Annotated in this window: 20 protein-coding genes, 1 pseudogene and 1 riboswitch; of the genes and pseudogenes, 9 read left to right on the plus strand and 12 right to left on the minus strand. The window is 46.7% G+C overall.

Going from position 1 to position 24204, the window contains the following annotated elements:
• Nucleotides 1-3: 3 nt before the first annotated feature.
• From GCU48_RS17490 to GCU48_RS17500, 3 genes are all read right to left on the minus strand, one after another.
• The gene (locus GCU48_RS17490; RefSeq protein ID WP_231503595.1) at nt 4-654 is read right to left on the minus strand and encodes a class F sortase; all 651 of its coding nucleotides are present in this window, start codon (nt 652-654) and stop codon (nt 4-6) included.
• 92 nt (nt 655-746) lie between these two features.
• Nucleotides 747-1058 (minus strand): hypothetical protein, encoded by a 312-nt coding sequence (locus GCU48_RS17495; RefSeq protein WP_152380898.1) that lies wholly within the window; start codon nt 1056-1058, stop codon nt 747-749.
• Nucleotides 1059-1170: 112 nt separating this feature from the next.
• Nucleotides 1171-1962: a polysaccharide deacetylase family protein gene (locus GCU48_RS17500; protein ID WP_152380899.1), complete on the minus strand. Its 792-nt coding sequence runs from the start codon at nt 1960-1962 to the stop codon at nt 1171-1173.
• Between the two features lie 342 nt (nt 1963-2304).
• Here GCU48_RS17500 and GCU48_RS17505 point away from each other — a divergent pair, with 342 nt between their 5' ends.
• Nucleotides 2305-2694: a hypothetical protein gene (locus tag GCU48_RS17505; RefSeq protein ID WP_152380900.1), complete on the plus strand. Its 390-nt coding sequence runs from the start codon at nt 2305-2307 to the stop codon at nt 2692-2694.
• A 116-nt stretch (nt 2695-2810) separates the two neighbouring features.
• Here GCU48_RS17505 and GCU48_RS17510 read toward each other — a convergent pair whose 3' ends face one another.
• A complete protein-coding gene (locus GCU48_RS17510; protein WP_025717179.1) occupies nt 2811-3131 on the minus strand; it encodes a hypothetical protein in 321 nt (106 codons plus the stop codon).
• A 194-nt stretch (nt 3132-3325) separates the two neighbouring features.
• Between GCU48_RS17510 and GCU48_RS17515 the strand changes: the two genes are divergently transcribed.
• From GCU48_RS17515 to GCU48_RS17540, 6 genes are all read left to right on the plus strand, one after another.
• On the plus strand, nt 3326-4288 hold the full coding sequence (locus GCU48_RS17515) for a carbohydrate ABC transporter permease (protein WP_152380901.1): 963 nt from the start codon (nt 3326-3328) through the stop codon (nt 4286-4288).
• Complete coding sequence (locus GCU48_RS17520; RefSeq protein ID WP_025717181.1) at nt 4285-5106, plus strand: carbohydrate ABC transporter permease; 822 nt, start codon at nt 4285-4287, stop codon at nt 5104-5106. Before GCU48_RS17515 ends, GCU48_RS17520 begins: the two co-directional genes overlap by 4 nt.
• 155 nt (nt 5107-5261) lie before the next feature.
• Nucleotides 5262-6629: an ABC transporter substrate-binding protein gene (locus tag GCU48_RS17525; protein ID WP_152380902.1), complete on the plus strand. Its 1368-nt coding sequence runs from the start codon at nt 5262-5264 to the stop codon at nt 6627-6629.
• A gap of 266 nt (nt 6630-6895) precedes the next feature.
• The gene (locus GCU48_RS17530; protein WP_152380903.1) at nt 6896-7480 is read left to right on the plus strand and encodes a TetR/AcrR family transcriptional regulator; all 585 of its coding nucleotides are present in this window, start codon (nt 6896-6898) and stop codon (nt 7478-7480) included.
• A gap of 24 nt (nt 7481-7504) precedes the next feature.
• Nucleotides 7505-8869, plus strand: coding sequence for an HlyD family secretion protein (locus GCU48_RS17535; RefSeq protein WP_152380904.1), 1365 nt, complete (start codon nt 7505-7507; stop codon nt 8867-8869).
• Between the two features lies 1 nt (nt 8870).
• Nucleotides 8871-10094, plus strand: coding sequence for an ABC transporter permease (locus GCU48_RS17540; RefSeq protein WP_152380905.1), 1224 nt, complete (start codon nt 8871-8873; stop codon nt 10092-10094).
• A gap of 91 nt (nt 10095-10185) precedes the next feature.
• Here GCU48_RS17540 and GCU48_RS17545 read toward each other — a convergent pair.
• Nucleotides 10186-12778, minus strand: a pseudogene (locus GCU48_RS17545) (glycine betaine ABC transporter substrate-binding protein).
• Complete coding sequence (locus GCU48_RS17550) at nt 12753-13976, minus strand: quaternary amine ABC transporter ATP-binding protein (RefSeq protein ID WP_152380906.1); 1224 nt, start codon at nt 13974-13976, stop codon at nt 12753-12755. Before GCU48_RS17550 ends, GCU48_RS17545 begins: the two are co-directional and overlap by 26 nt.
• Before the next feature lie 515 nt (nt 13977-14491).
• Here GCU48_RS17550 and GCU48_RS17555 point away from each other — a divergent pair.
• Nucleotides 14492-15055: a GbsR/MarR family transcriptional regulator gene (locus tag GCU48_RS17555; protein ID WP_025721148.1), complete on the plus strand. Its 564-nt coding sequence runs from the start codon at nt 14492-14494 to the stop codon at nt 15053-15055.
• Between the two features lie 196 nt (nt 15056-15251).
• Nucleotides 15252-16733: a carboxylesterase/lipase family protein gene (locus GCU48_RS17560; protein WP_152382196.1), complete on the plus strand. Its 1482-nt coding sequence runs from the start codon at nt 15252-15254 to the stop codon at nt 16731-16733.
• Nucleotides 16734-16920: 187 nt separating this feature from the next.
• Here the strand turns inward: GCU48_RS17560 and GCU48_RS17565 are convergent, their stop codons facing one another.
• The 6 genes from GCU48_RS17565 to GCU48_RS17590 form a co-directional block, all read right to left on the minus strand.
• Entirely contained in the window at nt 16921-18951 is a 2031-nt protein-coding gene (locus GCU48_RS17565; protein WP_152380907.1) for a methyl-accepting chemotaxis protein, read from the minus strand.
• Between the two features lie 268 nt (nt 18952-19219).
• Nucleotides 19220-20167, minus strand: a complete 948-nt coding sequence (locus GCU48_RS17570; RefSeq protein ID WP_152380908.1) for a DMT family transporter — start codon at nt 20165-20167, stop codon at nt 19220-19222.
• 176 nt (nt 20168-20343) lie between these two features.
• A riboswitch (FMN riboswitch) is annotated at nt 20344-20488 on the minus strand.
• A gap of 75 nt (nt 20489-20563) precedes the next feature.
• Nucleotides 20564-21259, minus strand: a complete 696-nt coding sequence (locus tag GCU48_RS17575) for an ABC transporter permease (protein WP_152380909.1) — start codon at nt 21257-21259, stop codon at nt 20564-20566.
• Nucleotides 21252-22175 (minus strand): ABC transporter ATP-binding protein, encoded by a 924-nt coding sequence (locus GCU48_RS17580; protein WP_152380910.1) that lies wholly within the window; start codon nt 22173-22175, stop codon nt 21252-21254. The genes GCU48_RS17575 and GCU48_RS17580 overlap by 8 nt, the downstream gene beginning before the upstream one ends.
• 101 nt (nt 22176-22276) lie before the next feature.
• Nucleotides 22277-23221, minus strand: coding sequence for a sensor histidine kinase (locus GCU48_RS17585; RefSeq protein ID WP_152380911.1), 945 nt, complete (start codon nt 23219-23221; stop codon nt 22277-22279).
• Nucleotide 23222: 1 nt separating this feature from the next.
• Nucleotides 23223-23930, minus strand: a complete 708-nt coding sequence (locus GCU48_RS17590) for a response regulator transcription factor (protein WP_152380912.1) — start codon at nt 23928-23930, stop codon at nt 23223-23225.
• Between the last annotated feature and the right edge of the window lie 274 nt (nt 23931-24204).

Below are 24204 nucleotides of genomic sequence, written 5' to 3' on the forward strand. Positions count from 1 at the left end.
TATTCATTCTCCTTGAAAAATGATTGGGTTATTTTTGGAATTGTCCTTGTTTTGAAGCGTAAGTTTCTCACAGGCTGAATTCTTGTGTGCCAATTTGGTGAAGACGACCAGTCTCCCTTCATGTTCCTTCTTGCTTCGACTGTAGCGTCCGGCACAGGTAATCAAGTTTAAACGGTGCTCTTCTGTAGGGCCAAAAATCGTCTGAATCGGTGCTTCGGAGGTTAGGTAAAATTTTACCGACTCCACAACAAACTGAAGCTTACAACCGCCACCACCAGTCACATACACGAAATCTCCCCTTTGCAGTTTTTTAAGAGGATAAAAAACTGCTGGGCCCGTGTATGTATCAACATGCCCGTCCATAATTGCATTACCTGCTGCTCCTGGCAATATACCAGTAGATAAGTATCCTACTCGATCCGTATTACCTGGAACGCCCATTTGACCATTTTCTAAGTAGGTTACTGGTTCTATTATCGAATGAATACGAACCGCAGGAATATCGATTTTATGTGGAATGATCCCTGGAAAAGGTTTATTTGTAATCTGTATGGTCTTTGTCGTTTTAAGTTGTTGAATTTCAGGCTTAGCCGGGACGTGGATGGAGTTACCATGATGTTCAGCTGAAGACGAACAGCTTGTGTTACCCAGCAAAATCAATCCAACTATGATACGAATGATCCACTTATTGTTCATATGAAGAAAGAGAGAGGGTTTACAAGCTAACCCTCTCCTTTTGACCCTCCCTAATTCATTTGCTCGCTCGCGCCACCAAATCCGGTTTTTGGCAATTTAGTTGCCTTTGCTTTCATACTTTTCGCATGAATGCTTTTTCCTCCGATGATTTTGCCAGGTGCAGCTTCACGTGCATGCAGTTTATGACCTTTCTCATGCTTGCTCTTGGCGTGCAGCTTGTGTTCATGCTTCGCGTGAGCTTTAACTTTATGTTGGTGCATGTTGTGCTCTTGCTTTTCAGTTGCGGGTGCAGACGCAGATACCATCGATCCTGCTGACAAAAATACAGCCAGGGACGCTACAGTCAAAATTGCTTTTTTCATGTTGTTGCCTCCTTGAGATAGTGGTAATTCATAAATATATTTTCCGTACGAAGAACGTTTTATGTAGCCAATGATTTCATAGGTAATATTTACCTCAAACACTCCCTATTTTTCATTTGTTCACTTCAATAAGTCCTTCGGGCGTCTTACGATTGGCAAGTAGTTCGGATACGGTGACGAAGGCAAACCCTCTTTTTTTCAGCTCAGGTAAAATGATTTTGAGGGCTTCAACGGTTTGCGTACTTTTATATACATAATCGTGCATAAGGACGATATCGCCGTTGCGGGCATTGCGAAGTACCTTATTGACGATGCGGTGTACACCGGGTTTTCGCCAGTCCAGGGTATCCTGATGCCAGGACCATAAAATTATTTTCAGCTCTTTTTCTTTAGATAGTTTAACGAGCGTATCGTTATAGGAACCACCCGGTGGGCGGAAAAAATGGGTTTCTGTCCCCGTTGCTTGAACGATGCTGGCTTGGCCTTGATCCATTTCAGACAGAGCTTTATTACGGGAAATACGATGGAAGGATGGATGATGAAAGGTATGGTTGCCGACATCATGACCTTCTTCTCGTTCCCGCTTCACAATGTGCGGGAGTTTTTCTACACGGCTGCCGACGACAAAAAAGGTCGCCTTGGCGTCGTATTGCTTGAGCAAATCCAGAATGGCGGGCGTTTTACTCTCATCAGGGCCATCGTCGAAGGTGAGGGCAATCACCTTGCGAGGGGTAGGAACTTCCCATACAATATCCCCTCGTTCCTCATAATAGGCTCTACTCTTTGTTGGAGCAGGAGAGGCGTACGATGCGGCCTGTATTGTATCGGTATAGGGTGTCGGGCAAAAGCTGGCACAGAACAAGGAAACAGTGATACTTGCAGACAGTAATCGGTTAAATTTCATCTGGCATCTTCTCCGTTCTGACGTTTTCTCGCATTAGCTTGCCAAGAAGGAACGCATACCATTCCTTGTTTACGAAATTAGCACAGCTTTCAGCATGATCCTGACCATCAAATCATGCTCCAAAAAGAGTGGTAGCTTGCTTGTTGATTACTCCCCGTTACCATGTTAAATTGTACATATCCATCCTTGTTTCAATGAACAGTTGAGGTAGGTTTTTGTCCGTTCGTAAAACTCTTAATCTGGCTGAAAACGAATAAGGTTGAGGGACAAGCCGCAGAAGCTCACCCAATTCTTGATATACAAGCGACTCGTTCCTCAGCCTCGAACAGGAGATGAGACGGGATGAACACAAAGGAAGAGGAACTGCGAGCTATTAGCGAGATATTAGAGGCGGGCGAACATATCCGGTCATGCATTCGTTGTACGTATGATTGGCAACCGAGCCCGCAGGACACACCGTGCTGTGGGATATTGGCGGTGACGTCCAAACGGCTCATTTTTTGTTGTTTCACTGCTGGAACTCCATGGGTTAAGTTCATTAACTATCACCATATTTCATCGGCCAAGCTGGAAAGGGATCCGCTGGATTCAAGCGAAAATGTTGTTCTGATGAACCGGGATGAGCGTGAGGTATTTAGGTATCTTCCGCATACAGACACGTTGGAGTATTTTATAGCTGTCCTGGGACGGGAATCGGGTATAGAGGCAAGTAATCATTTATATCTTATGTAATGCTTCATTTATAAAATGTAAAATAAATATGTAAAACCTCCAGCTTCGTAATATGCCGATGGTCGGCTGTTCACGAATTTGGAGGTTTTTTGTCATGCAACTGGATGGATCGGTCATCAGCTCAGCAGTACTATCACCAGTAGCGTGTACAGCACCAGCGGCAGAATGACATTGTTGTAGGTATAGGAACGATAAGGGGTTGGGGTACCTGGGGAAGGCGAATGATGAGGCTGAGGAACCCTTATATACAGATGATCGGCGTCGATGTGAACAATCGTTCCTTCATACACATGATGATCCATCGTTTGTACGCGGACGGTCTGATTGATGTGTGGTTTGAGCCTTTGATGCAGGTGTTGCCGAACCTTTGGAAGCTCTGTCTGTAATTCCGGTCTGGCCTGATACAACGTTTGTGGACTGACGGTGCTGTACGACATTCGCCTCTAACCTCCATACCATGTAATGATGCATCGTATGCAGGAGTCTATGTCATTGTGCGTATACCTATGAAAAGGAGCTTTTTTTACAAAGAGGAGAAAATTAACATTATACTCCAGTCCACTTGATGTTCCCTTTACATCAAAACGATACACTTACTGAGGTTGGTTTGAAAAGAAAGGGGTGCTCCGTTTTGAGTGAGCTTAACAAATCAATGAGACTCGGGACGAGCCAGCAACTGGCTTCATCTAAGGCCCATATACGCACAGGTTCGCTAAAAATACAGAGACTGCGCGAAAATGCGCTCGCGTATACCTTTTTAGCTCCATCTCTCATTTTGTTTGCTGTATTTATGTTTTATCCGATGTTGAAGTCAGTTTATCTCAGCCTGCATTCCACAGATCCAGCAGGAAACGTTGCGGCTTATGTAGGTTTAGACAATTTTACTGTGCTTTTCAGCTCAGGGCAGTTTCTACAAGGGATCAAGGTCACGCTCCTGTTTGCGCTATTGACGGTCCCTGTAGGTATTTTATTGGCGCTCGTGCTGGCTGCACTCACCCATAGCAAACTACGCGGAATGCGCATTTTTCAGTTCGCGTTTTCACTACCGATGGTGCTGTCGGTTGGTTCATCCGCCGTCATTTGGAAGTTCCTTTTTCATCCGACACTCGGGATGTTCAACTACGTGCTTTCCCTGCTACATATCAATCCGGTTCCATGGTTGACCAGTCCAGATTGGGCGCTGCTCTCCGTAGCCATCATGACCATTTGGATGAATCTCGGCTTCAATTACATTATTTTATCCAGCGGACTGCAAGGGATTCCAGACGACATGTATGAGAGTGCCAAAATGGATGGTGCTGGTCCACTGGTCACGTTCTGGCGTATTTCCATGCCACTGCTATCGCCAACGATCTTTTTTGTGACGGTAGTCTCCATCATCGGGGCCTTTCAGTCTTTTGCGCAAATTAACATTTTGACCAAGGGCGGGCCGGTGAACAGTACGAATGTGTTCGTATATTCCATTTATCAGGAGGCCTTCGTTAATTTCCGATTCGGCACGGGGAGCGCACAGGCGATTGTATTGTTTGTCGTCATTCTGCTGCTTACGATGATTCAGTTCAAATGGGTGGAAAGAAAGGTGCATTACCAATGAAAGGACGCCTTAATTCAACATTGCTGTATGTACTGCTTACGATAGCGGCTGCTCTGATTCTATACCCAGTCATCTATACGTTTTTTATGGCGGTGATGTCGCCTGAGGAAGCGAGTGCCTATCCACCGCACTTTATTCCGCATTCCTTTCATTTGGCCAATTTTACCGAAGTGTTTGAAATCGTTCCGATAGCTGCCTTTATCGGCAACACCTTTCTCATTTCGGGCCTTACGATGATCGGTCAGCTCATTACAGCCAGCCTGGCGGCCTATGCCTTTGCCAAAATGGAGTTTAAGGGAAAAAATCTTATTTTCAGCATGTTTGTAGCCACGATGATGATCCCTTGGGAAGTGACCATTATTCCGAATTACCTGACGGTCCGCAGCTGGAACTGGCTTGATACATATCAGGGACTGACGGTTCCATTTTTGGCAACAGCCTTCGGAACCTTTCTGTTAAGACAATTTTTTCTCCAGCTTCCAAAGGAACTGTTCGAGGCTGCCCGCATGGACGGATGTGGACATATCCGTTACTTTCTGTTCCATGTGCTTCCGCTATCGCGCCCGGCACTCGGAACACTGGCTGTATATTCGTTCCTGAACATGTACAATTCATACCTGTGGCCTTTGCTGATTACGAATAGCGAAAATATGCGTACCGTACAGATTGGGATTTCCATGCTCGAATTTCAGGAATCCACTTCATGGAATCTTGTGTTTGCAGGTACCGCGCTTGTCATTTTACCGTCTCTGCTCCTGCTGATTTTTGGACTGAAGCAGCTAGTACGCGGAATGGCAGCGGGTGCGCTGAAAGGCTGACAAGCCCATATTAAGGTTCTGATTCAAAGTTAATATCCAAGTTAACAGCAACACCTGCGCAAGCAGCCTATATACAAAGCTTGATCACGAAAAAGCACCGTAAAAGATTTTCGTATGCGAGATTATGATTCAATCAAAGGGAGAGAAAAGAGATTATGAGATTTGTTCGTCTGAAAAGTACCTTGACCCTGCTTATTCTGACTGCGATGGTGGTTGCAGCAGGCTGCAGCAACAATACGGCGGCAGAGAAGCCGGATAATGGTAGTAATACTGGGGCAGCAGCGGGTTCTCCAGTAAAGCTGACTTGGTGGCATTCGATGTCCGGTAACGGTGAAAAAGCGATCAAGCAGATCGCAGCTGACTTCAACGCCAGCCACAAGGACATTCAGGTAGAGCCTGTATACCAGGGCAAATATGATGACAGCTTGAACAAGCTGAAAGCGTCGCTTGGTTCTGACAGCGGCCCGGATATCATTCAGGTATATGAAATCGGCAGCAAATTCATGATCGACTCCAAAATGATCACACCTGTTCAACAATTTATTGATGCAGACAAGTTCGATCTGTCCCAGCTAGAGCCGAATATTACGCGATACTACACGATTGACGGCAAATTGAACGCAATGCCGTTCAACACGTCAAACCCGATTTTGTACTACAACAAGGATGCGTTCAAAGCGGCGGGACTTGACCCGGCCAATCCTCCGAAAACCTATGATGAATTCGAAAAGGCTGCCAAGGCCTTGAGCAAGGATGGTAAATCCGGTGCATCCATCGCCATCTATGGCTGGTTTATGGAGCAATTGTTTGCCAATCAGAATGCGGATTATGTGAACAATGGCAACGGGCGCAATCAGGTTGCAACCGAATCGCTGCTAAATTCGGATGCAGGTGTGAAAACGCTGACGTGGTGGAAGAAAATGATTGATGAAAAGGTTGTATCCAATCTGGGACGTAACTCGGACGATACTGCTAAAGCCTTTTCCGCAGGACAAATTGCTATGACTCTGGATTCCACTGCTTCACTGCGTAATATTGTGGAACAGGTTGGCGATAAATTCGAAGTAGGCACGGGATTCCTGCCAAGAGCAAATGATGCTAAAGAAGGCGGCGTCGTGGTAGGTGGCGCGAGCCTGTACATTATGAACAACAAGCCTGAAGCCCAGCAAAAAGCAGCTTGGGAATTCATTAAATTTGTTGCTTCCCCGGCTGTACAGGCACAATGGAGTGTGAATACCGGATACTTTCCGATCACCAAAGCCGCTTATAACGAGCAGGTACTTAAAGACAATATGGTAAAATACCCGCAATTCCAGACGGCGGTGGACCAATTGCATGCATCGGCGCAATCTACCGCTACACAAGGTGCTGTGATGGGTGTATTCCCGGAAGCTCGTCAAATTGTTGAAGGTGCAATCGAGGCAGTTCTCAGTGGCCAACAACAGCCAAAACAGGCATTGGATCAAGCTGCACAAGAAATTACAGGAAAAATCGCGCAATACAATCAAACGGTCAAAAAATAATCGGCCTTCCCTGAAAGCGGCTGGTAAATTGTAATACGTCCCCCTTTATCGGCAGCTTTTATAAAATAACGGATTGAATGAGTGACCCCCTCACTGATTCAATCCGTTTTTTACGTTATATACAAAATGCTCTTTTAGAATGACTGTTTAGACGAAACGTCTAAAATGAATGATTTGCATTTTTCCTATTGCTGGATAACTAAGCATAGGCTTATAATGAATACATAATTTTTGTACTGGACGGTCAGTTCAAAAAAGGAGGAAGCATGAAACAGCAGACAAAGGAAATTATTTTTAACGGCGCACTCAAGGCTTTTTCCGAACGAGGCTTTAATGAAACGAATATGGAGGAGATCGCCAAGGTATGTGGCATCGCCAAAGGAACGTTGTACTATAATTTTAAAAATAAGCAAGAATTGTACATTTACATCTTGAAGATGGGGATGGAACGTTTTGTCCAGGATATCCATGAAGCGATGGCTCAAACTCCTAAGGATCAGGTAGAACTTAGGGTTCGCAAGCTGATCCAGGTACATATTGAGTTTATTGCGAGAGAGCCGGATTTTTGCCGTCTACTGGTCAGTAAAGGATGGGTTTCGCAAGAGCAGCATTTTAATATTAGGCAGGTGCTGGCTGATTATTTTGATTTTATGGAGGCAGAGATCGACTCTGGCAAGCTCTATGGGAAAATTTCGAGCAAGCTGGATGCGAAAACGACGGCAAATTGCCTGTTTGGCATTTACATTTTTGCTCCGATGCGGTCAATGGTTTGGGGCGAAACGATGAATGTGCAGGAAGTTCGCGAAAGTATTGAGTTATTTGTGTGTAACGCGCTGGGGATGCAACATTAATAGACAAGTGGGAGTGATGAGAACATGAAAGCTAAAAAATATTCGATTTACGCCGTACTTATTATTTTAATCGCTGTAGGTATTTATGCCTTAACTGCTTTTCCACGCGGAGGCAGCAGCTTGTCTGCGGATCAGTCTTCTTCCATTCCTACGGCTTATGTGGAGTCGGATACGCTCAATGCCAGCTTTAAAATGGCAGGACGGATTGACCAGATGCTTGTCAAAGAGGGCGATCAGGTGAAAAAGGGGCAGGTGTTAGCTCATCTGGAAAGTCGCGAGCTGGAAGATAAAGTGAAGCAGGCACAGGCGGCATTGCTGGCAGCCAAGAGTAATGTGTCCAAAGCGAAAGCCGCTGTACTGCAGGCTCAAGCAGGAGTAGGCCAGGCACAGGCTACTGTGAGTGCCGCTCAGGCCAAGAAAAGCCAAGGCACGACATCGGTCAGTGTGACCGCTGAGGCTTCCTCCAGCCAGATTGAACAGGCAAAAGCGGCTGCGAGCGCCGCCAAAGCAAAGCTGGACGCCCTCAAGAGCGGTGCAAGACCGCAAGAGCTTGAGCAAGCGCAAGTAGCTGTGAAGATAGCCAAGGAAACGCTGGACCTGACTGTTAAAAATCTGGAGCGTGCCAAAAAGCTTCAAGAAGCCGGAGCAGCAACCCAGGCATCTTTGGATCAGGCGACATTGGAACATCAACAGGCAGTGGCCAAGTATAACGTAGAATCTCAAAAATTGGATATGGCGCGGGAGGGAAGCCGCAAGGAGGAAATTACGGCGGCTGAAGCTCAATACCATCAAGCCTTGGCTGCAGTGAAGGAAGCACAGGCAGGAGCGGGCAAAGTTGCTCTGCAACAGGAAGATGTCAAAGCTGCTCAGGCTTCAGTAGAGCAAGCGCAATCCGCTGTGAAGGCGGCGCAATCGACGGTAGAGCAGGCACAATCTGCGGTTGAAGGTGCCAATGCACAGGTAGCACAAGCGGAAGCCGCCCTCCAGGAAGCGCAAACCTATTTGAGCTATACTACATTGCGTGCATCCGAGGATGGAATCGTGAAATCCAAATCGCTTAGCTTGGGGGAAATGGCTAGTGCAGGCTTCCCGGTCTATACCATCGAAACCTCAACACAGCGTTGGGCTAAATTCTATGTACCGGAAACATCTTTGAACGGTCTAAAAGCAGGGGATACCGTTCAAATTAAATTGCTGGCAGGTGGCAAGGAGCTGAAGGGTAAAGTGATTCTATTGGAATCCGCTGCTGACTTCGCCATTCAAAAGCCGAGCCAAAGCTCTGGCGATAAGGATGTCCGTTCCTTTGGGGTTAAGGTAGCTTTGCCGGACCTTGCTGCATCGGTTCCTACGGGCTCTACCGTTCTGTTTACAGGCAAAGGGGCGCAATAAGATGCAGGATCAACAGGAAAGACTTCGTATCCGCGATGTGTTTCGCGAGGAATGGCTGAGCATCTTCCGCGATCGCCGCTTTATGGCTATTCTGCTGATTACGCCGATTGTGTATACGATACTATTCGGCTTCCTGTATTCACATCAGCGGATTACCGAGATGCCTGTCACGGTGTATGACGGGGATAATTCGCAGCTCAGTCGCCAAATTATCCAGGCGTTCGATGCGACAGACTCATTTGCCGTTACATTGCAAGCGACCAATCAGGAGGATGCTGTCCGTCAGGTTGAAACCGGGGAAGCCAAGGTTGGGATCGTGATTCCCGACAATTTTACCACTCGGCTTAAGCATGGGGAGAATCCGCCGGTGCTAACCCTGATCGACGGCAGCAACATGATGTATTCCAATAGTGCCAGCCGGATCGCTAATCAGGTCATCAGTAGCGTAAGTGCCGGAGTATCTATCAATTCTATGAAGCAAAAGGGAATGAACGCGGATCAGGCGGCCTCAACGCTCAGTACGATCCCGTTCCGATCCAGAGTGCTATTTAACCCGGTTTATGATTATAAGCTTTTTATGCCATTAGGGGTTATTTCGGCGGCTCTCCAGCAATGCTTGCTGCTGGGTATTGCCTTATCCTGCACACGTGATAAGGAAGCAGGAACGTGGGGGAGATTTGGTGTATGGAAAAATACTCCCTGGCGCTTGGCTATTGCCAAGCTGGCACCATATTATGCAGCGGGAGCCTTCAATGTGCTGACTGTATTCAGTATCAGCGCGTTATGCTTTGATATTCCATTCAGGGGGCAGGTTCTCCCGCTGATTATGGTGTCGTTGGCCTTCAACTTTGCATTGTGCGGTTTAGGGTTTTTATTCAGTCTTTTTTCCAAGACAAGAGTGGATGCCACTCAAACCCTGATGCTGATTGCTGTTCCTTCCTTTATGCTATCTGGTTATACGTGGCCACTGGAAGCCATGCCCGGTTTCTTGCGGGGGCTTGCCGAAATATTACCGCTGACGTATTACCTGGATGCTGTGCGAAATATTACGCTCAAAGGACTGGATATCTCGTATGTCTTTAAGGATACGATTGCTTTGGGCGTCATTGGCTGTGTGAGTTTGCTGGTGTCCTTCGCTATTTATCCGCTATTCTTTAGACAGCACCAGACGGTAGGGCAGCAAGCCGATGTTCCCACTCAAGAAAGCTTTACGTTTAAAGGCTGAAAGTAACTCCAAATATTCGAAATAAAAAAGGCAGATCAGGTGTTACTCCTGATCTGCCTTTTGGTTATAAATATATAAATGAATCAACGTATTATTGCGTTTTTAGGTCTTCAATAGAATTAATCGGGACATAGGATGGAACGACAAGTCCGGACATCACCCCGGTCATGCTGGTTCCGATATCATCTACCTTATCCTTGTACTGAGCCCAGTAATCGGCATGTGTTAATGGCAGCCATGCTGCGGCGGTAGCATCTACACTTCCGCCGGCAACGCCGGTCCACATCGGACCAATTTCAACCTGGAGGGCCGTTACTTTGTAGCCCAGTTTTTGCTCCAACACATATTTCAATACATTCGTACTGGCAATTTCAGAATCCCAAGCAGCGTAGCCAGCTTCAAAGGATCGCCGTTGACGGGCTGCAATCCCTTGATCCATTCCTGCACCTTGTCTGGATGCTTATCGGCCCAGTTCTTAGCAGCCTGCTGCGGGGCGGTACCGTCCTGAATTGCGATCATGACTTCACCCATATCCTCGGCAGTCCAATTGAAGCGACTCAGAAATTCATGAGCAATAGGCGCATCCTGTTTCAAGCCTTTGCGGGCAATCGTATGGATTTCTTCTTTATCACCATATGCCTTCTTAGGGTCCTTCAAGTATTTCAGATCATACTTGTTAAACATCCAGTGAGGGGTCCAGCCCGTTACAACGATAGGTTGCCTGGCTTTAATTGCCTTGTCCAGAGTAGCTGTCATGGCAGCGCCAGAGCTTTCAAGCAGCTTCCAGTCGGACAGGCCATAGTTGTTCATGGCTTTGGCAGTCAGCTTCATCAAGCCGGCGCCGGGGTCGGTACCGACAATACGGTAGCCGACCTCCTTGCCGAAGTTCCAGCAGTGGCGGAAGCTGGAGCCGCAGCGGCTCCGTTATCCTGCAAATCAGTAATCGACTTAACATTCATATAAGCTGGAACGACCAATCCCGTTTTAACACCGGTCATATTAGCACCCAGATCGTCAAGCTTATCCTTATATTTAGCCCAGTAGTCCGCATGTGTTAATGGCAGCCATGCTGCTGGTGAAGCATCTACATCACCGCTGGCGACACCCGTCCACATCGGGCCAGCTTCAACTTGCAATGCGGTTACTTTGTAACCCAGTTTGTTTTCCAAAATATATTTCAGCAAATTTGTACTTGCAATTTCGGAATCCCAAGCCACATAACTCAGCTTAAAGGTGTCTCCATTGACAGGTTGCAGACCTTGAGTCCATTCCTGTACCTTATCGGCATGCTTCTCAGCCCAATCCCTGGCAGCTTGCTCAGGGCTGGTTCCGGCTTGAATGGCGACCATCATTTCACCCATATCTTCCGGTGTCCATTTGAACCGCTTCAAGAATTCGTAAGCGACTGGAGCATCTTTTTGCAGTCCTTTACGAGCAATCGTATGAATACTCTCGGCTTCACCGTATGACTTTTTAGGGTCTTCCAAATATTTGAGATCATATTTGTTGAACATCCAGTGGGGAGTCCAGCCTGTAATAATGATCGGCTTTTTCGCTTTAATGGCTTTGTCCAGTGTTGCCGTCATGGCTGCACCGGAGCCTTCTACCAGCTTCCAGTCGGACAAATTGTAGTCCTTAATCGCCTTGGCGGTCGATTTCATTATACCTGCTCCGGCATCAATGCCGATAATCTTGTAATCGACCTCTTCGCCAACCGGATTGGCGGCAGCCTTACCTTTGCCAGCTGCGGAATGATCCGCTCCAATAAAATATTGAGATGCGCCGGCGATCAGAATGACGGCTGTAACTGCAGAGGCAATCCACACTTTTTGTTTGCCAGATACACGGCTTTTGCTTCTTTTCGCTGGCTTGAACAGGTTTTGCGTGAAACGGTCAAGCACAATAGCCAGGACAACGACAGCCAAGCCGGCTTCAAAACCTTTACCGATTTGCAGCTGTGTCACAGCACGGTACACTACCGCACCGATGCCTTCCGCACCGATCATGGAAGCAATAACCACCATGGACAGTGACAACATAATCGTCTGGTTAATACCAGCCATAAGGGTAGGCAATGCCAGTGGAAGCTGCACTTTGAACAGCTTTTGCGCTGATGTGGAACCAAATGCATCTGAGGCTTCAATCAATTCACCTGACACCTGCATAATCCCCAAATTCGTCATACGAATGGTTGGCGGGATGGCAAAGATAACAGAGGCGATTACGCCTGGGACAACGCCCAAGCTGAAAAAGGTAACCGCAGGGAGCAAGTATACGAACGCAGGCATCGTCTGCATAAAATCAAGCAAAGGCGTGATAATGCGTGACGCCGATTTGCTGTATGCACACCAGATCCCGATAGGAATCCCGATAATAATGGATACGAGCGCAGACGTGATGACGAGTCCGAGCGTATTCATCGTTTCGCTCCAATAGCCGAGATTGTCAATCAGCAGGAAGCCGATGACGGTAAACAGCGTAAGCTGAACCCGGCCGATCATAAAGGCGATAATCCCGATGATCACGATGAACACCAGCGGGTGCGGGAGCATAAACAGGCCTGAGAAAAAGCCTACTACCGCTTCAATAACGGAAGAAATAATATTAAATAAACCTGCCAGATGAATACCCATCCAGTCTACAATGGATTGAATCCACTCAGCGATTGGCAGTTTCGGTATCATGGGCATTCACCTCCTTTGTAGTGTGTACATCTCCACTAAGTGCGCCCAGTAAAGCTCCACGGACGATAACGCCCAGCAGCTTCTGCTTATCATCGACGACAGCCAGCGGCACCTTGGACGAGCTTGTAATTTCAAATAAATCGTTAATGACATTATCAGCAGCAACCTGTGGCCCGTCTGTCATCAAAATATCTTCAATCTTCAAATGGTTGCGTAGTGCATGAACAGCATCCTCGGCATTGATAACACCCAGCAGCTTTTTGGCACGGTCAATGACGAACAGATTGGAAATCCCGCGTTCCCGCATCAATTCCAGAGCAACACGTGGGCCACGATCCATGGTAATGGTTTCTGGACGAAGCATGACATGGGCGGCCGTCAACACCTTGGACAGATCCACATCCTCGACGAAGCGCGCTACATATGAGTTAGCCGGTTGGATCATGATTTCTTCCGGCGTACCGATTTGTACAACCGCCCCGTCCCGCATCAATGCAATCCGGTCTCCGATCCGCAGCGCTTCATCCAGATCATGGGTGATAAACACAATCGTTTTTTTCATTTTATCTTGAAGCTCTAGCAGCTCATCTTGCATGTCGCGGCGAATGAGGGGGTCCAATGCGCTAAACGCTTCATCCATCAGGAGCACTTCAGGGTCGTTAGCTAGCGCCCGTGCCAGACCGACACGCTGCTGCATACCGCCACTCAGTTCATCGGGCATTTTATCGCCCCAGTTTTTAAGACCAACCAGTTCCAGCGCTTGCTGTGCCTTTTCCTGGCGCCTCGCTTTATCTACCTTTTGAATTTCAAGGCCATATTCGACATTTTCCAATACAGTCCGATGTGGAAACAGTGCGAATTTTTGAAAAACCATGCTGATGGTTTTACGGCGAACTTCGCGGAGTTGTTCTTTGTTCATCTTACGGAGATCCTTGCCGTGGACAAGTATTTCACCTGAGGTAGGCTCAATCAAGCGATTTAGCATTCGCACCAAGGTGGATTTGCCACTGCCTGATAGTCCCATAATCACGAAAATTTCACCTTGCTTAATTTCCATGTTGGCTCTATTCACACCAACAGTAATTTGCTTCTCTTTGGCCAGCCTTTCCTTGCCCCAGCCTTGCTCCAGAAGCGCAACACCTTGCTCTGCGTGAGGACCAAAGAGTTTGCTGACATTTTTGACTTCCAAAATCGTCATACATACACCTCTTCTTTCTATACTTTGCTTGGTATTAACCCCATGTTGCATGATGGATTGAGTAATAAAAAATCATAATTTTGGGCATCCTGAACGGTTAATGACAAATTTAATTGTAACAAAGCATTACTTACTTTTCAAACAAAAAAACTGTTCATAAAGTATGTACAGAAAAAACTGTACAATATTTACTGCGATATGCTCCTTCATTCTTTAGAATGCTCAACCATTCGGAGCTTTACAACCGATAGTGCTTTTTTTAAAATAGACAATGAAATATAACCATAAGAAAAAAGATTTATGTATATCCATAATTTTAAAAATCTACTATCATTAGCAATTTTGCGAATTATGATTTTGAACGACCATGCTGTTGTAATATGGACAGAAGCTTTGCTTTTGAAACATTTCATTTATAATAGAAAGAATTCATATATTGCGTAAAGCTTATCAGTTACGGGCAAATCGTTCATACTAAGTTGTGCAAAATGCTCTAAAATTAGGAGGTTGCAAGCATGAGCTTGTACCAGTTAGGTGATGAGCAGCAGGCTTCGCTGCAAAAAATTCGCAAACGTGTTATAGAAGCTATAGGCAAAAACATGGACTTATATGGAATCACTCTGTCTGCGGGGCATTTGTACGGTTTGCTGTTTTTTGCGGATAAACCGATGACGCTGGATGAGATGGGCCGTGAAATGGAAATGAGTAAAACGAGCATGAGCACGGGGGTCCGGACGCTATTAGATCTGAAAATGGTGAACAAGGTGTGGAGCAAAGGCTCACGCAAGGACCTGTATGAGGTCGAATATGATTGGTACCAAACGTTCACTGACTTCTTCGCTATTAAATGGAGAAAAGCGGTGGAAACGAATTTGCTGGTGCTGCGCAAAGCCATTGATGAATTGGACAGGTTGATAGCACAGGGGGGAGAATATGCAGAATTTAAGGCAATTCTTCAGCAGGACCGTCTGAAAATGAAGCAGGCCGTAGCTTATTATAAATGGTTAGACCGACTAATTGACTCTTTGGAGAGCGAAGAAATTTACAAGCTGATTCCGAAGGAAGAGGTTCAAGAGTAACTGCCAATGTTCTATCTTGTCTACAACATGCCGGAGCGCCCAAAGTGCCTCCGGTTTTTTGTATTTCACCTTATAAAGGATTGTTTGGCTTCATTCAATTTTTGGTTTGTCCCTGTACACAAGGTATAATAGAGATATGTAAGGATTGAAATTTTATACCGTTTTGTTAAACATATGAGATAAAGGGGGGTTCATGTTGGAGAGCATTATAGTACATACCCGTTTAGGTCAGTTACGCGGGGAATCGGGGAACGGATATCATGTATGGAAAGGTATCCCATATGCCCAGCCTCCTGTTGGAGCACTGCGTTTTCACGCACCGCAGCCTTTGAAGGCTTGGAAGGATGTGCGGGCTGCGACGAGGTTTGGGCCGATCTGTCCACAGCCTTTGCCATCAGCAGACAGCATGGCCGGAAATCTGGTAGAACCGCCTGAGCAATCGGAGGATTGTTTGTACCTGAACGTGTGGGCACCTGCTTCAGAGGCTCCTGTGGAGGGGCGTCCGGTGATGGTATGGATTCATGGGGGAGCCTTCGTCACCGGGTCTGGAATTATTCCTTTATATGACGGGGCGCGGATGGCGCAAAAGGGTGACGTTGTCGTCGTTACGATGAATTACCGACTGGGGCCATTAGGATTTTTGCATTTGACTCCACGGGGAGAAGGTCTGACCTCGAATGCGGGACTGCTGGATCAAATTGCCGCACTGGAATGGATCAGGGATCACATCGCTGCCTTTGGCGGTAACCCGAATGAGGTGACGGTGTTCGGTGAATCGTCGGGCGCGATGAGCATTGCCGCCTTATTGGCGATGCCAGCCGCTGAAGGCTTATTCCAGCGCGCGGTCTTACAGAGCGGGGCGTCGCAGGTATTGCCGACTTCACAGGCTGAGCAAGTGACGGCTATGTATCTTCAGCAGTTGGGTGTAGATACTCAGCATCCTGAGCGGTTGTTTACGCTGCCGACCGACGCGCTGATGCTCGCTATGGCGAAAACGCATGAAGTACTCCGACCAGGAATGGCGATGATTTACCAACCCGTTGTGGACGGGGTGACCTTGCCAGACGTACCTCTGTCTGCAATCGCACAAGGTTCAGCCAAGCAGGTGTCGGTTTTGATTGGAACGAACCTGCATGAAGGGGACTATTTCATCCGTAAGGAATCCCATCTCATGGACAAAACGGCAGCGAGCCAGGCATTGGAAATGATGACGGGTATGCCGGATGCCGCCGAGCTGACAGAACCTTTTCCCGTTACGATTGAGGATCAGGCGCAAATGCTGACCGATCTAATTTTTTGGCGCCCTGCCTTGGCTCTCGCGGCTGCACAGTCAGCATACGCGCCGGTATGGATGTATCGTTTTGACTGGACATTTCAGGGACATCCTACCTTTAGAAAAGCGGTTCATGGCGCGGAAATTGCGTTTGTTTTCGATAATCTGGAGCTGCTAGGCAAGCTCGGTTTAGATATTCAACCATCGATGCGGACGTTGGCTCATGATATGCAGCAGGCTTGGGTGACCTTTGCACGTATTGGAAAGCCTGTGCTGCCAGAAAGGGAATGGCCGACGTATGACAGGGAAGAACGGGCCACTGCCATTTTTCATCAGGATATCACGGTGGAGCATGACCCGCAAGGGAACAAACGGCGCCAGTTAACCGGGCAGATGAACATATAAGTTGACAACAAGATACGATCATTCAACATATAAAAACAAAGCCCTCGCTCGTAATGAGGAACTGACCTTGTTAGTAAGACAGGGGTCAATCCCTCGTATACGGACGAAGGCTTGTTTAGCTAAACAGAACCGATGGATCGTTGCCTATCCTTAACTTGCATGGAATCGCAACAATGTGATGTGGAAGTTAAATCTTGAATCGCTTCACGAGTTCTTGCAAATCCTGTGCCATTCTGGACAGCTCTTGAGATGAAGAGGCGATTTCCTCCATTGCCGCCATCTGCTCCTGAGCGGCAGCAGATGTAGTCTGTGAACTGTCCGCCGAGCTGCGGGACAGACTTGCCAAATGGGTCACCGTAGCCGAGACTTCTTCCGTGCTGGCCGAAATTTCTTCAGCAGCCGCGGATACGCTTTGAATTTGCTCCACGATATGAGATGTGGAGCGCTCAATATTCGCAAAGGCACTTTCTGCATCCTGGCTGATGCGCAATCCTTCGCCTACCTGGCTACGAACATTGCCGTTCATTGTAGCGGTAGAGCGTTGAATCAGATCCAGCATCTGCGTAATAATCTGACTGATGGAATCCGCGCTTTCCTTGGATTGCTCCGATAGCTTGCGTACTTCTACAGCGACAACGGCAAATCCACGCCCGGCTTCGCCTGCTCTGGAAGCCTCAATGGATGCATTCAGGGACAACAAGTTTGTTTGCTTGGCAATGGCAGCAATAGCACTATTCATCTGCTTGGCATCATCGGAGAGCTGTGACAGCTCATCCATCAGACTGGCCGTTTGGCTTACGGCTTCTAGAATACGGTCCATCTGTGTCCGTACATTGCTAATCATTTTGCTGCCTTGAGCAACATCATCCTCGGTATGTCCTGCTGAGTCTACGATGGAGCTTGCTGATTCGGCAATGGTGCTGACACCCTTGGCCATTTCTTCAACGGCATTAGCTGTTTGCTCGGATGCCTCGGCGCTGGTGGCCGCATTTTCGGCCGATTCCATGACGGTTTCCGCTACATGCTGTACAGATTCGGTCGTTTGCTCCGTGCTTTCCTTGATCATCAGGGAAGAGGATGCAAGTCGGGAGGACGTTTGATTGACCTCGGAAACCATGGTGTGCAGGGCATGTGTCATCTGATCAAAATTCTGTGCCAGCTCGCCGAACTCGTCCTTACTGGACAGATTAACACGCTCGGTCAGATTTCCATCACGGACGATACGTGTCCCTGCTTGCAGCTTGCGCAGCGGAATCAGGAACGAGCGAATCATGAGCGCGATGATAATAGCAGCGATCAGTACGGAAATAACAATCACAATCAAACTTTGCTTCAAAATCGGTCGGGCAGCGTCACTGTAATCCTCCAGATCCGACAGTGCGACAATGTTCCACCCGGTAACAGGGTCCTTGAGTGTAAAGGCCAATACGTCTCTATTCATAAATTTAATTTGTGATATGGAAGGAGTATCATTTTCAGCGTTTTTCTCTACTTCGGGAAGTCCCTCAATGGTGTCTGTCGGTTTTTTGCCTGAATTGTTAAAGGCTGCTCCAGCTCCAGACACAACTTTATGATTAGAATCAACAATAAAGAGTCCTCCGCGTTCACCAATCTTCACAGACTGGAGGTTTTGCCTCATTTTGTCCAAATTCAAAGCCAGGGAAATAGCTCCTTGACCGTCCTCCAGTGTTCTCGATAAATTAACCACTAAATTCCCTGTCGTGACGCTGACAGCTGGAACACTGACAAATACTTTGCCCTTCTCCTGCATCGCGTTTTTGTACCATTTTCTCTCCCTTGGATCATAATCGGCCTCCTTTTTATTCGGCGTACGAATGTATTGTCCTTTCGTATTGCCGAGGAGCGCAGCATCCAACTCGGGATGAGCCTTGACGATGACATTCAATTTTTTCTGAAGGGCATCTTCGTCGGAAGCAATGGAATCAGATTTGATTTCAGTGGCAAGCACGTCCACATCCTTCATAATGGGCGTTACATACTGATTGACATTGCTTCGGATCAGATACAGATTCGTGTACACAGAACCAGCTACTTGCTGTGTGAGTTGCGTTGTAGCCCCCTGATAAGAAAAGTATCCGATCAATATGCTTGGAATCAATAAGACAGCCAAAAAAGATACCATTAATTTTGTTCTCATTAAATAAAACGATCTGAGAAACCTGCTCCACCATGGAATTGTTTGTTTTGCGTTAGTCATAGTTCTTGCTCCTCTGTGTCTGTTGATCACTACATTGTTTTATTCGACAAAAAACTATGGATTTTATAGATGTAATGTGTGGAAAACGAGGAATTGTAGCAAATTTTAAACATTTTTATTTAAAAATAGTTCAAAAGTACTATGTGATACATTAATGCTTATACAAAAAAAACCAAATCGGAGACGCAAAAGCATCATCGCGATTTGGCTTGAATGATTTGACTTGAACAATTTGACTTAAATAAGTAATGCAAAGAGTATGAACTTGTTAATTTTTTTGCTGACGTGAAATCATAAACAGCGTAATCCAGATGAGCATGAAGCCAGTCAATTGCGCCACTGTAACGATTTGCTGGAATGCGATCCAGTTAATCACGACACCGACCATTGGAAAGCTTAATTCCGCCATGGTGGCATAGGACGCTTTGGTCGTGCTTAAGCCTTTGTAATACAGCAGCAGGCTGAGAAGACCCGGAAGCAGTGCCTGCAATAACAGATTGATAATTACGGCTGCGCCCGCCCATGTACCGGCAGGCATATTCCACGGCGCATGCTCCACAGAGGTGAGGACAATCAGCAGAGGGAGAGCCACCATGAAGCGCAGGGAGGTTACCGTCTCATATTTCATCGAGCGCAGCAAATAGCTTCCCATGACTGTCGAACCGCCCCATAGTACCGCTGCTCCTAGTGCCAGTAGACTACCGACATGGACAAAATCATGGACATGACCGAAGGGGAGCGACCAGCCGAAGGTAAGAAGATACGTCCCTAACAAAGCGATAACAATGAGAATTCCAAAATGACGCGGCAGCATTTCCTTCAAAATAATGCGTGCCAGAATAATAGCGACCAGCGGTTGCAGCTTTTGAAGTAAAAGAACGGCATTCAGATCACCGTTGCTGAGTGCCATGGTGAAAATCACGCTGGCCAAAGCTGAGCCGCCCCACGAGACGAACAAAATCGCCAAAACCTGACGAAGCCGTACTGCTTTAATCTCCTCACGATGCTTCCACAGGATCGGTGCCAAAGCAATAAAAAGCAGCACATGCTCCATCAGTACAATTTGGGCTGAGGTGAATGATTTTAACAAAATAATACGAAATAGCGGGTCAGCACCCCACAAGGCCGCTCCAATCGCGACAAGCCAAAAACCGCTTTTCATGTGGGAGCTGCGATCAAAACCTTTGGAAGTTAATACAGTTGTTGATTGACTCATATTCATCTAGCTCCTTGCGAATACAGGACCGGTGGCACAAAAACCCCCGTCCATGGCGAGAGGCCATGCAAGACGGGGGTTGATCAAATAAACTTGCCGCTTTATGCAAGTTAAATGAAGTTGCTACCAAACCAAAACACTCAGGCAGCACTCATCGACTCACGGCATGTTTATGCTTCGATCTTCTTCCATCCGGACTATACCGTCGGCTTTGGCCTCTCACCAAATCAGTCCGTATCCTGTTGCCGGATACAGAGTCGCGGGCTTAGCTCCATGAGCCATACCGCCGGTTGGGAATCACACCCTACCCCGAAGATCCTTATTCCGTTTTTTAATTTCTCCTATAGGATATACCTGTTTTAAAATGAAGTCCAGTGAAAAATGTGTGTACCCATATTACGAGGTAATATCCTTATACTCAATACGGCGGATTGCTGCATAAGCTACAAGCATTCCCAGCACAGAAAATCCGATTTGCACAGGCGCAATAGAGCTAAGTATAAAGCCGTTATTATTGGAGAAAAGCAATGCCACAATCAGGATGGAGGTTACAATGGTTGTGGGAACAGAATATTTTCGCATTCCCATATACAGCGGAACTAGTCCCATAAAGCTGGCGGCAACGGCATTCATCAGTGTCCGTGCTGATTGCTGGCCCAGTACGGCAAGCGTAAGTTGATCTGGTACAATAACGACAAACTGGTTAAGCAGATGGATGGCAGCCGTAAGGACAATTTCCGATACAATTATGGACAGGAATGTAAACAGTAACACGACCAGGAGTTTGGCAATCATCAGCTTTTTGCGGTGAATCGGATACATGAACAAGATGGTAATTGATTTGGTCTTAAATTCGCCTACAATAAAGCGGCACAGCAGAACAGAGGCAAACACGATAAAAGTGGCCCTGACCAAATTGTCTATGAGATCCAGAATCTGAGTGTACTGTGCAAATTCGTGTATACCTTCACTTTGGGTGTCGTGCGCAATGAGGCAGGTAAGCCCAAGAATGCAGACATTGGCGATCAGGGCTGAACGGATATATCCTGCCAAATGGAATTTTTTCAGCTCCAGCTGCATTAATTTAAGCATGGAGATCACCTCCATTTAGCAGACGCAAAAAGTAGTCTTCCAGCGTACTGTTTTTCTGATGAATAGAATCCACCTCTACATCATTTATAATGAGGGTTTTCGTAATTTGCTTTTGCGGTACACTTGTATCGTAAATACGTACACTTTGCTCGTTCAGCACCCGAATGTTATTCAGATCCAGATGATGGGAGAGGACGTAAACCGCCTTTTTGCAATCGTTGGTTGTAAATTCGATGTATTCCGTATTGTTTTCCCGCACCTGTTCCATCGTTACTTCCTCAATCAGCCGCCCGTGATTAATTACGCCCACCGTATCCGCAATCTGCTCAATTTCCGCTAAAATATGACTGGACACGAGCAGGGTCATCCCGTATTCCTTGCACAGCATGTGGAATAACTGGCGAATTTCCTTGATTCCCACCGGGTCCAGACCATTAATCGGTTCATCTAAAATCAGCAGCTCGGGCTTGGTAGCAATGGCTCGGGCAATTCCAAGACGCTGCTTCATCCCCAAGGAAAAGTCCTTAACCGGCTTATCACCCGCGTTGCGCAAGTTCACCAGCTCCAGCGCATCCCGAACAGCCTGCTTGTTGTAATAGCCCATGTATTCACAGTGTAGCTCCAGATTTTGCTGGGCTGTCAGCCTGTCATAAAAAATCGGGTATTCAATAATCGAACCCATCCGTCCGAGTAGATGGTACGATTTTGGTGTTAATTTTTCACCGAACAATTCAATTTCACCTGATGTCGGCTTGAGCAGGTTCGTAATCATTTTCATCATCGTTGTTTTGCCCGCTCCATTGGGACCGAGAAAGCCATAGGTTTCCCCCTTTCGGACATTCATACTGACCCCTGCTACAATTTCATTGCCCTTCAGGGCTTTGGTCAGCTGATGTGTGCGTAATATGTAAGTCATGGATGTTCTCCCTTCGTATACTGTTGATAGTTCAAGAATAAAGGGGGAAATGTTCATTTCTCTTTCGTGTTTCTTACAAATTTATTAAGTTCAATCAATAGTTAATAGCTGATTTTCCTCAAAGTAAAAGAGAAGACCGTCTGCTCGTAAGGCCTGCTGGTCAATTGAATTTCCCCGTTCATCGCCTCGACCAGGCGTTTGGCAATTGTAAGACCCAGTCCGCTGCCTTGTACCGCCTTATTGCGTGAGTCCTCCAGTGTATACATACGCTCAAAAACCTTGTCCTGCTCCGGTTCCTGTATGCCTTTCCCGCGATCCCATACTTCTATTCGTACAGTGTCCTGCTGTTCCGATAGGGTCAGTCCCAGCGTGTAGCCGTCTGCTCCGTAGCGAATCGCATTAGAAATCAGATTGTTCAGCACCCGTCCAATGGCTCCTTCATTCCCCAAGGCATGAACGGGGTGCTCCGGAACATCAATATGTACAGCAAACCCCTGTGCGGTCAGCAGATCATAAAAATCTAAAATGCTGCGTCTGCACAGTTCTCCTACCTCCAGCCGTGTCAGTGGAATGTCCGTATCATGGGCCTCCAGCTTCGCCAAGCTAAAAAAGCTGCCGATCAGCTCAATCGCTTCGTTTGTTTTTTGATGAATTCTGGATAGCAGCTTTGTGCGTTCTTCCGGCGAAATATTCGGATCACCATCCAGCATCTCGGCATATCCAAGCACAACCGTAAGCGGGGTCTTGAGATCGTGCGAAATGTTCGAGATCATTTTACGCATGGCGATTTGGCTTCGGTTGTAGTCCGCTGACACCCTCAGATTCAGATTCAGCAAACGGTTGATTTCGGTCATGAGCCGTTGCAGTTCAGCATCACCTGTGACATATAGCAGCTTCTCCGCATGGTTCACCGTCACAATCCGCTCTAGTAGGGTTCGGACATCCTTAATACTGCGTTTATAGGCCATACGCTCCCGCCAAAGCCATAAAATAATGACGGTCAGGACGACGACCACAATCCATTCAGAAAGGTTTTCGATATTCATATCAACCGTTCTCCCATTTGTAACCGATACCCCATAGCGTCTTAATGTGGATAGGGTGGGACGGATCTTCTTCAATTTTCTCACGCAGGCGGCGAATGTGGACGTTAATCACGTTCTCGTCGCCCATATAGTCCTCTTTCCAGATAAATCCGTATAATTGAGCTTTCGTAAATACACGGTTCGGATTAGTTACAAACAGCTTAAGAATATCGGACTCTTTGGCTGTTAGCTGGATTTCATTTTTATTGCGTATGACCGTAAAATGATCAAAATCAATATGCAGATTGCCGTAGCTCAAAATCTGTGCTTTCGGCTGCTCCTCCTGCCGCTGTTGACGGGCATAAGTAGTGGATCTACGGATCGCGGATTGAATACGTGCGGTCATTTCCAACATCGAAAAAGGCTTGGCGACATAATCGTCCGCACCAAACCCCAATCCGAGCGCTTTATCTACGTCGCTGTCCTTCGCTGACATAATCAAAATCGGCACAGCGCTGCTGGTGCGAATTCGCCGGATGACCTCCATGCCATCCACCTTCGGCATCATCAAATCCACCAGCACCAGATCATAGGTGTGACAAGCAAAGGCAAGCAGCCCTTCTACACCGTCAGAAGCGGTGGTGAGCTTGTAGCCTTCCTTGGTAAGTGCCTTGAGCATCATTTCGGCGATAGCTGTATCGTCTTCAATAAGTAATATGTGGGGATTCATAGGTGGGTGTAGCACCTCCTCAATTTGTTAGCAAGTTTATGAATTCGAATTGTTAGATGGAATGATTATATAGTGGTTTGGAGAGGATTTCCATATATTTTTAAAAAAAGAAATACAATGATCACAAAGATAAATATAAACAAAGAAGTGGAATGAAAATATCCAATAGGGAATGATTTAGATATCTGCAAGAGGAAACTTATTATAGAAAGTTTACAGGGGGAGGTTGGAAAGACATCAAATGTTATGGTTTAATTCAACTTTTTTTAGATTA

Source organism: Paenibacillus brasilensis (assembly GCF_009363115.1).
Taxonomy (GTDB): Bacteria; Bacillota; Bacilli; order Paenibacillales; family Paenibacillaceae; genus Paenibacillus; species Paenibacillus brasilensis.

Bases quoted from the DNA above. Each gene is read 5' to 3' on its own strand.
- GCU48_RS17550 (WP_152380906.1), bottom strand. From the start codon at position 13,976: ATGACGATTTTGGAAGTCAAAAATGTCAGCAAACTCTTTGGTCCTCAC.
- GCU48_RS17585 (WP_152380911.1), bottom strand. From the start codon at position 23,221: ATGAATATCGAAAACCTTTCTGAATGGATTGTGGTCGTCGTCCTGACC.
- GCU48_RS17520 (WP_025717181.1), top strand. From the start codon at position 4,285: ATGAAAGGACGCCTTAATTCAACATTGCTGTATGTACTGCTTACGATA.
- GCU48_RS17575 (WP_152380909.1), bottom strand. From the start codon at position 21,259: ATGCTTAAATTAATGCAGCTGGAGCTGAAAAAATTCCATTTGGCAGGA.
- GCU48_RS17590 (WP_152380912.1), bottom strand. From the start codon at position 23,930: ATGAATCCCCACATATTACTTATTGAAGACGATACAGCTATCGCCGAA.
- GCU48_RS17570 (WP_152380908.1), bottom strand. From the start codon at position 20,167: ATGAGTCAATCAACAACTGTATTAACTTCCAAAGGTTTTGATCGCAGC.
- GCU48_RS17555 (WP_025721148.1), top strand. From the start codon at position 14,492: ATGAGCTTGTACCAGTTAGGTGATGAGCAGCAGGCTTCGCTGCAAAAA.
- GCU48_RS17530 (WP_152380903.1), top strand. From the start codon at position 6,896: ATGAAACAGCAGACAAAGGAAATTATTTTTAACGGCGCACTCAAGGCT.
- GCU48_RS17565 (WP_152380907.1), bottom strand. From the start codon at position 18,951: ATGACTAACGCAAAACAAACAATTCCATGGTGGAGCAGGTTTCTCAGA.
- GCU48_RS17500 (WP_152380899.1), bottom strand. From the start codon at position 1,962: ATGAAATTTAACCGATTACTGTCTGCAAGTATCACTGTTTCCTTGTTC.
- GCU48_RS17505 (WP_152380900.1), top strand. From the start codon at position 2,305: ATGAACACAAAGGAAGAGGAACTGCGAGCTATTAGCGAGATATTAGAG.
- GCU48_RS17535 (WP_152380904.1), top strand. From the start codon at position 7,505: ATGAAAGCTAAAAAATATTCGATTTACGCCGTACTTATTATTTTAATC.
- GCU48_RS17510 (WP_025717179.1), bottom strand. From the start codon at position 3,131: ATGTCGTACAGCACCGTCAGTCCACAAACGTTGTATCAGGCCAGACCG.
- GCU48_RS17580 (WP_152380910.1), bottom strand. From the start codon at position 22,175: ATGACTTACATATTACGCACACATCAGCTGACCAAAGCCCTGAAGGGC.
- GCU48_RS17495 (WP_152380898.1), bottom strand. From the start codon at position 1,058: ATGAAAAAAGCAATTTTGACTGTAGCGTCCCTGGCTGTATTTTTGTCA.
- GCU48_RS17540 (WP_152380905.1), top strand. From the start codon at position 8,871: ATGCAGGATCAACAGGAAAGACTTCGTATCCGCGATGTGTTTCGCGAG.
- GCU48_RS17525 (WP_152380902.1), top strand. From the start codon at position 5,262: ATGAGATTTGTTCGTCTGAAAAGTACCTTGACCCTGCTTATTCTGACT.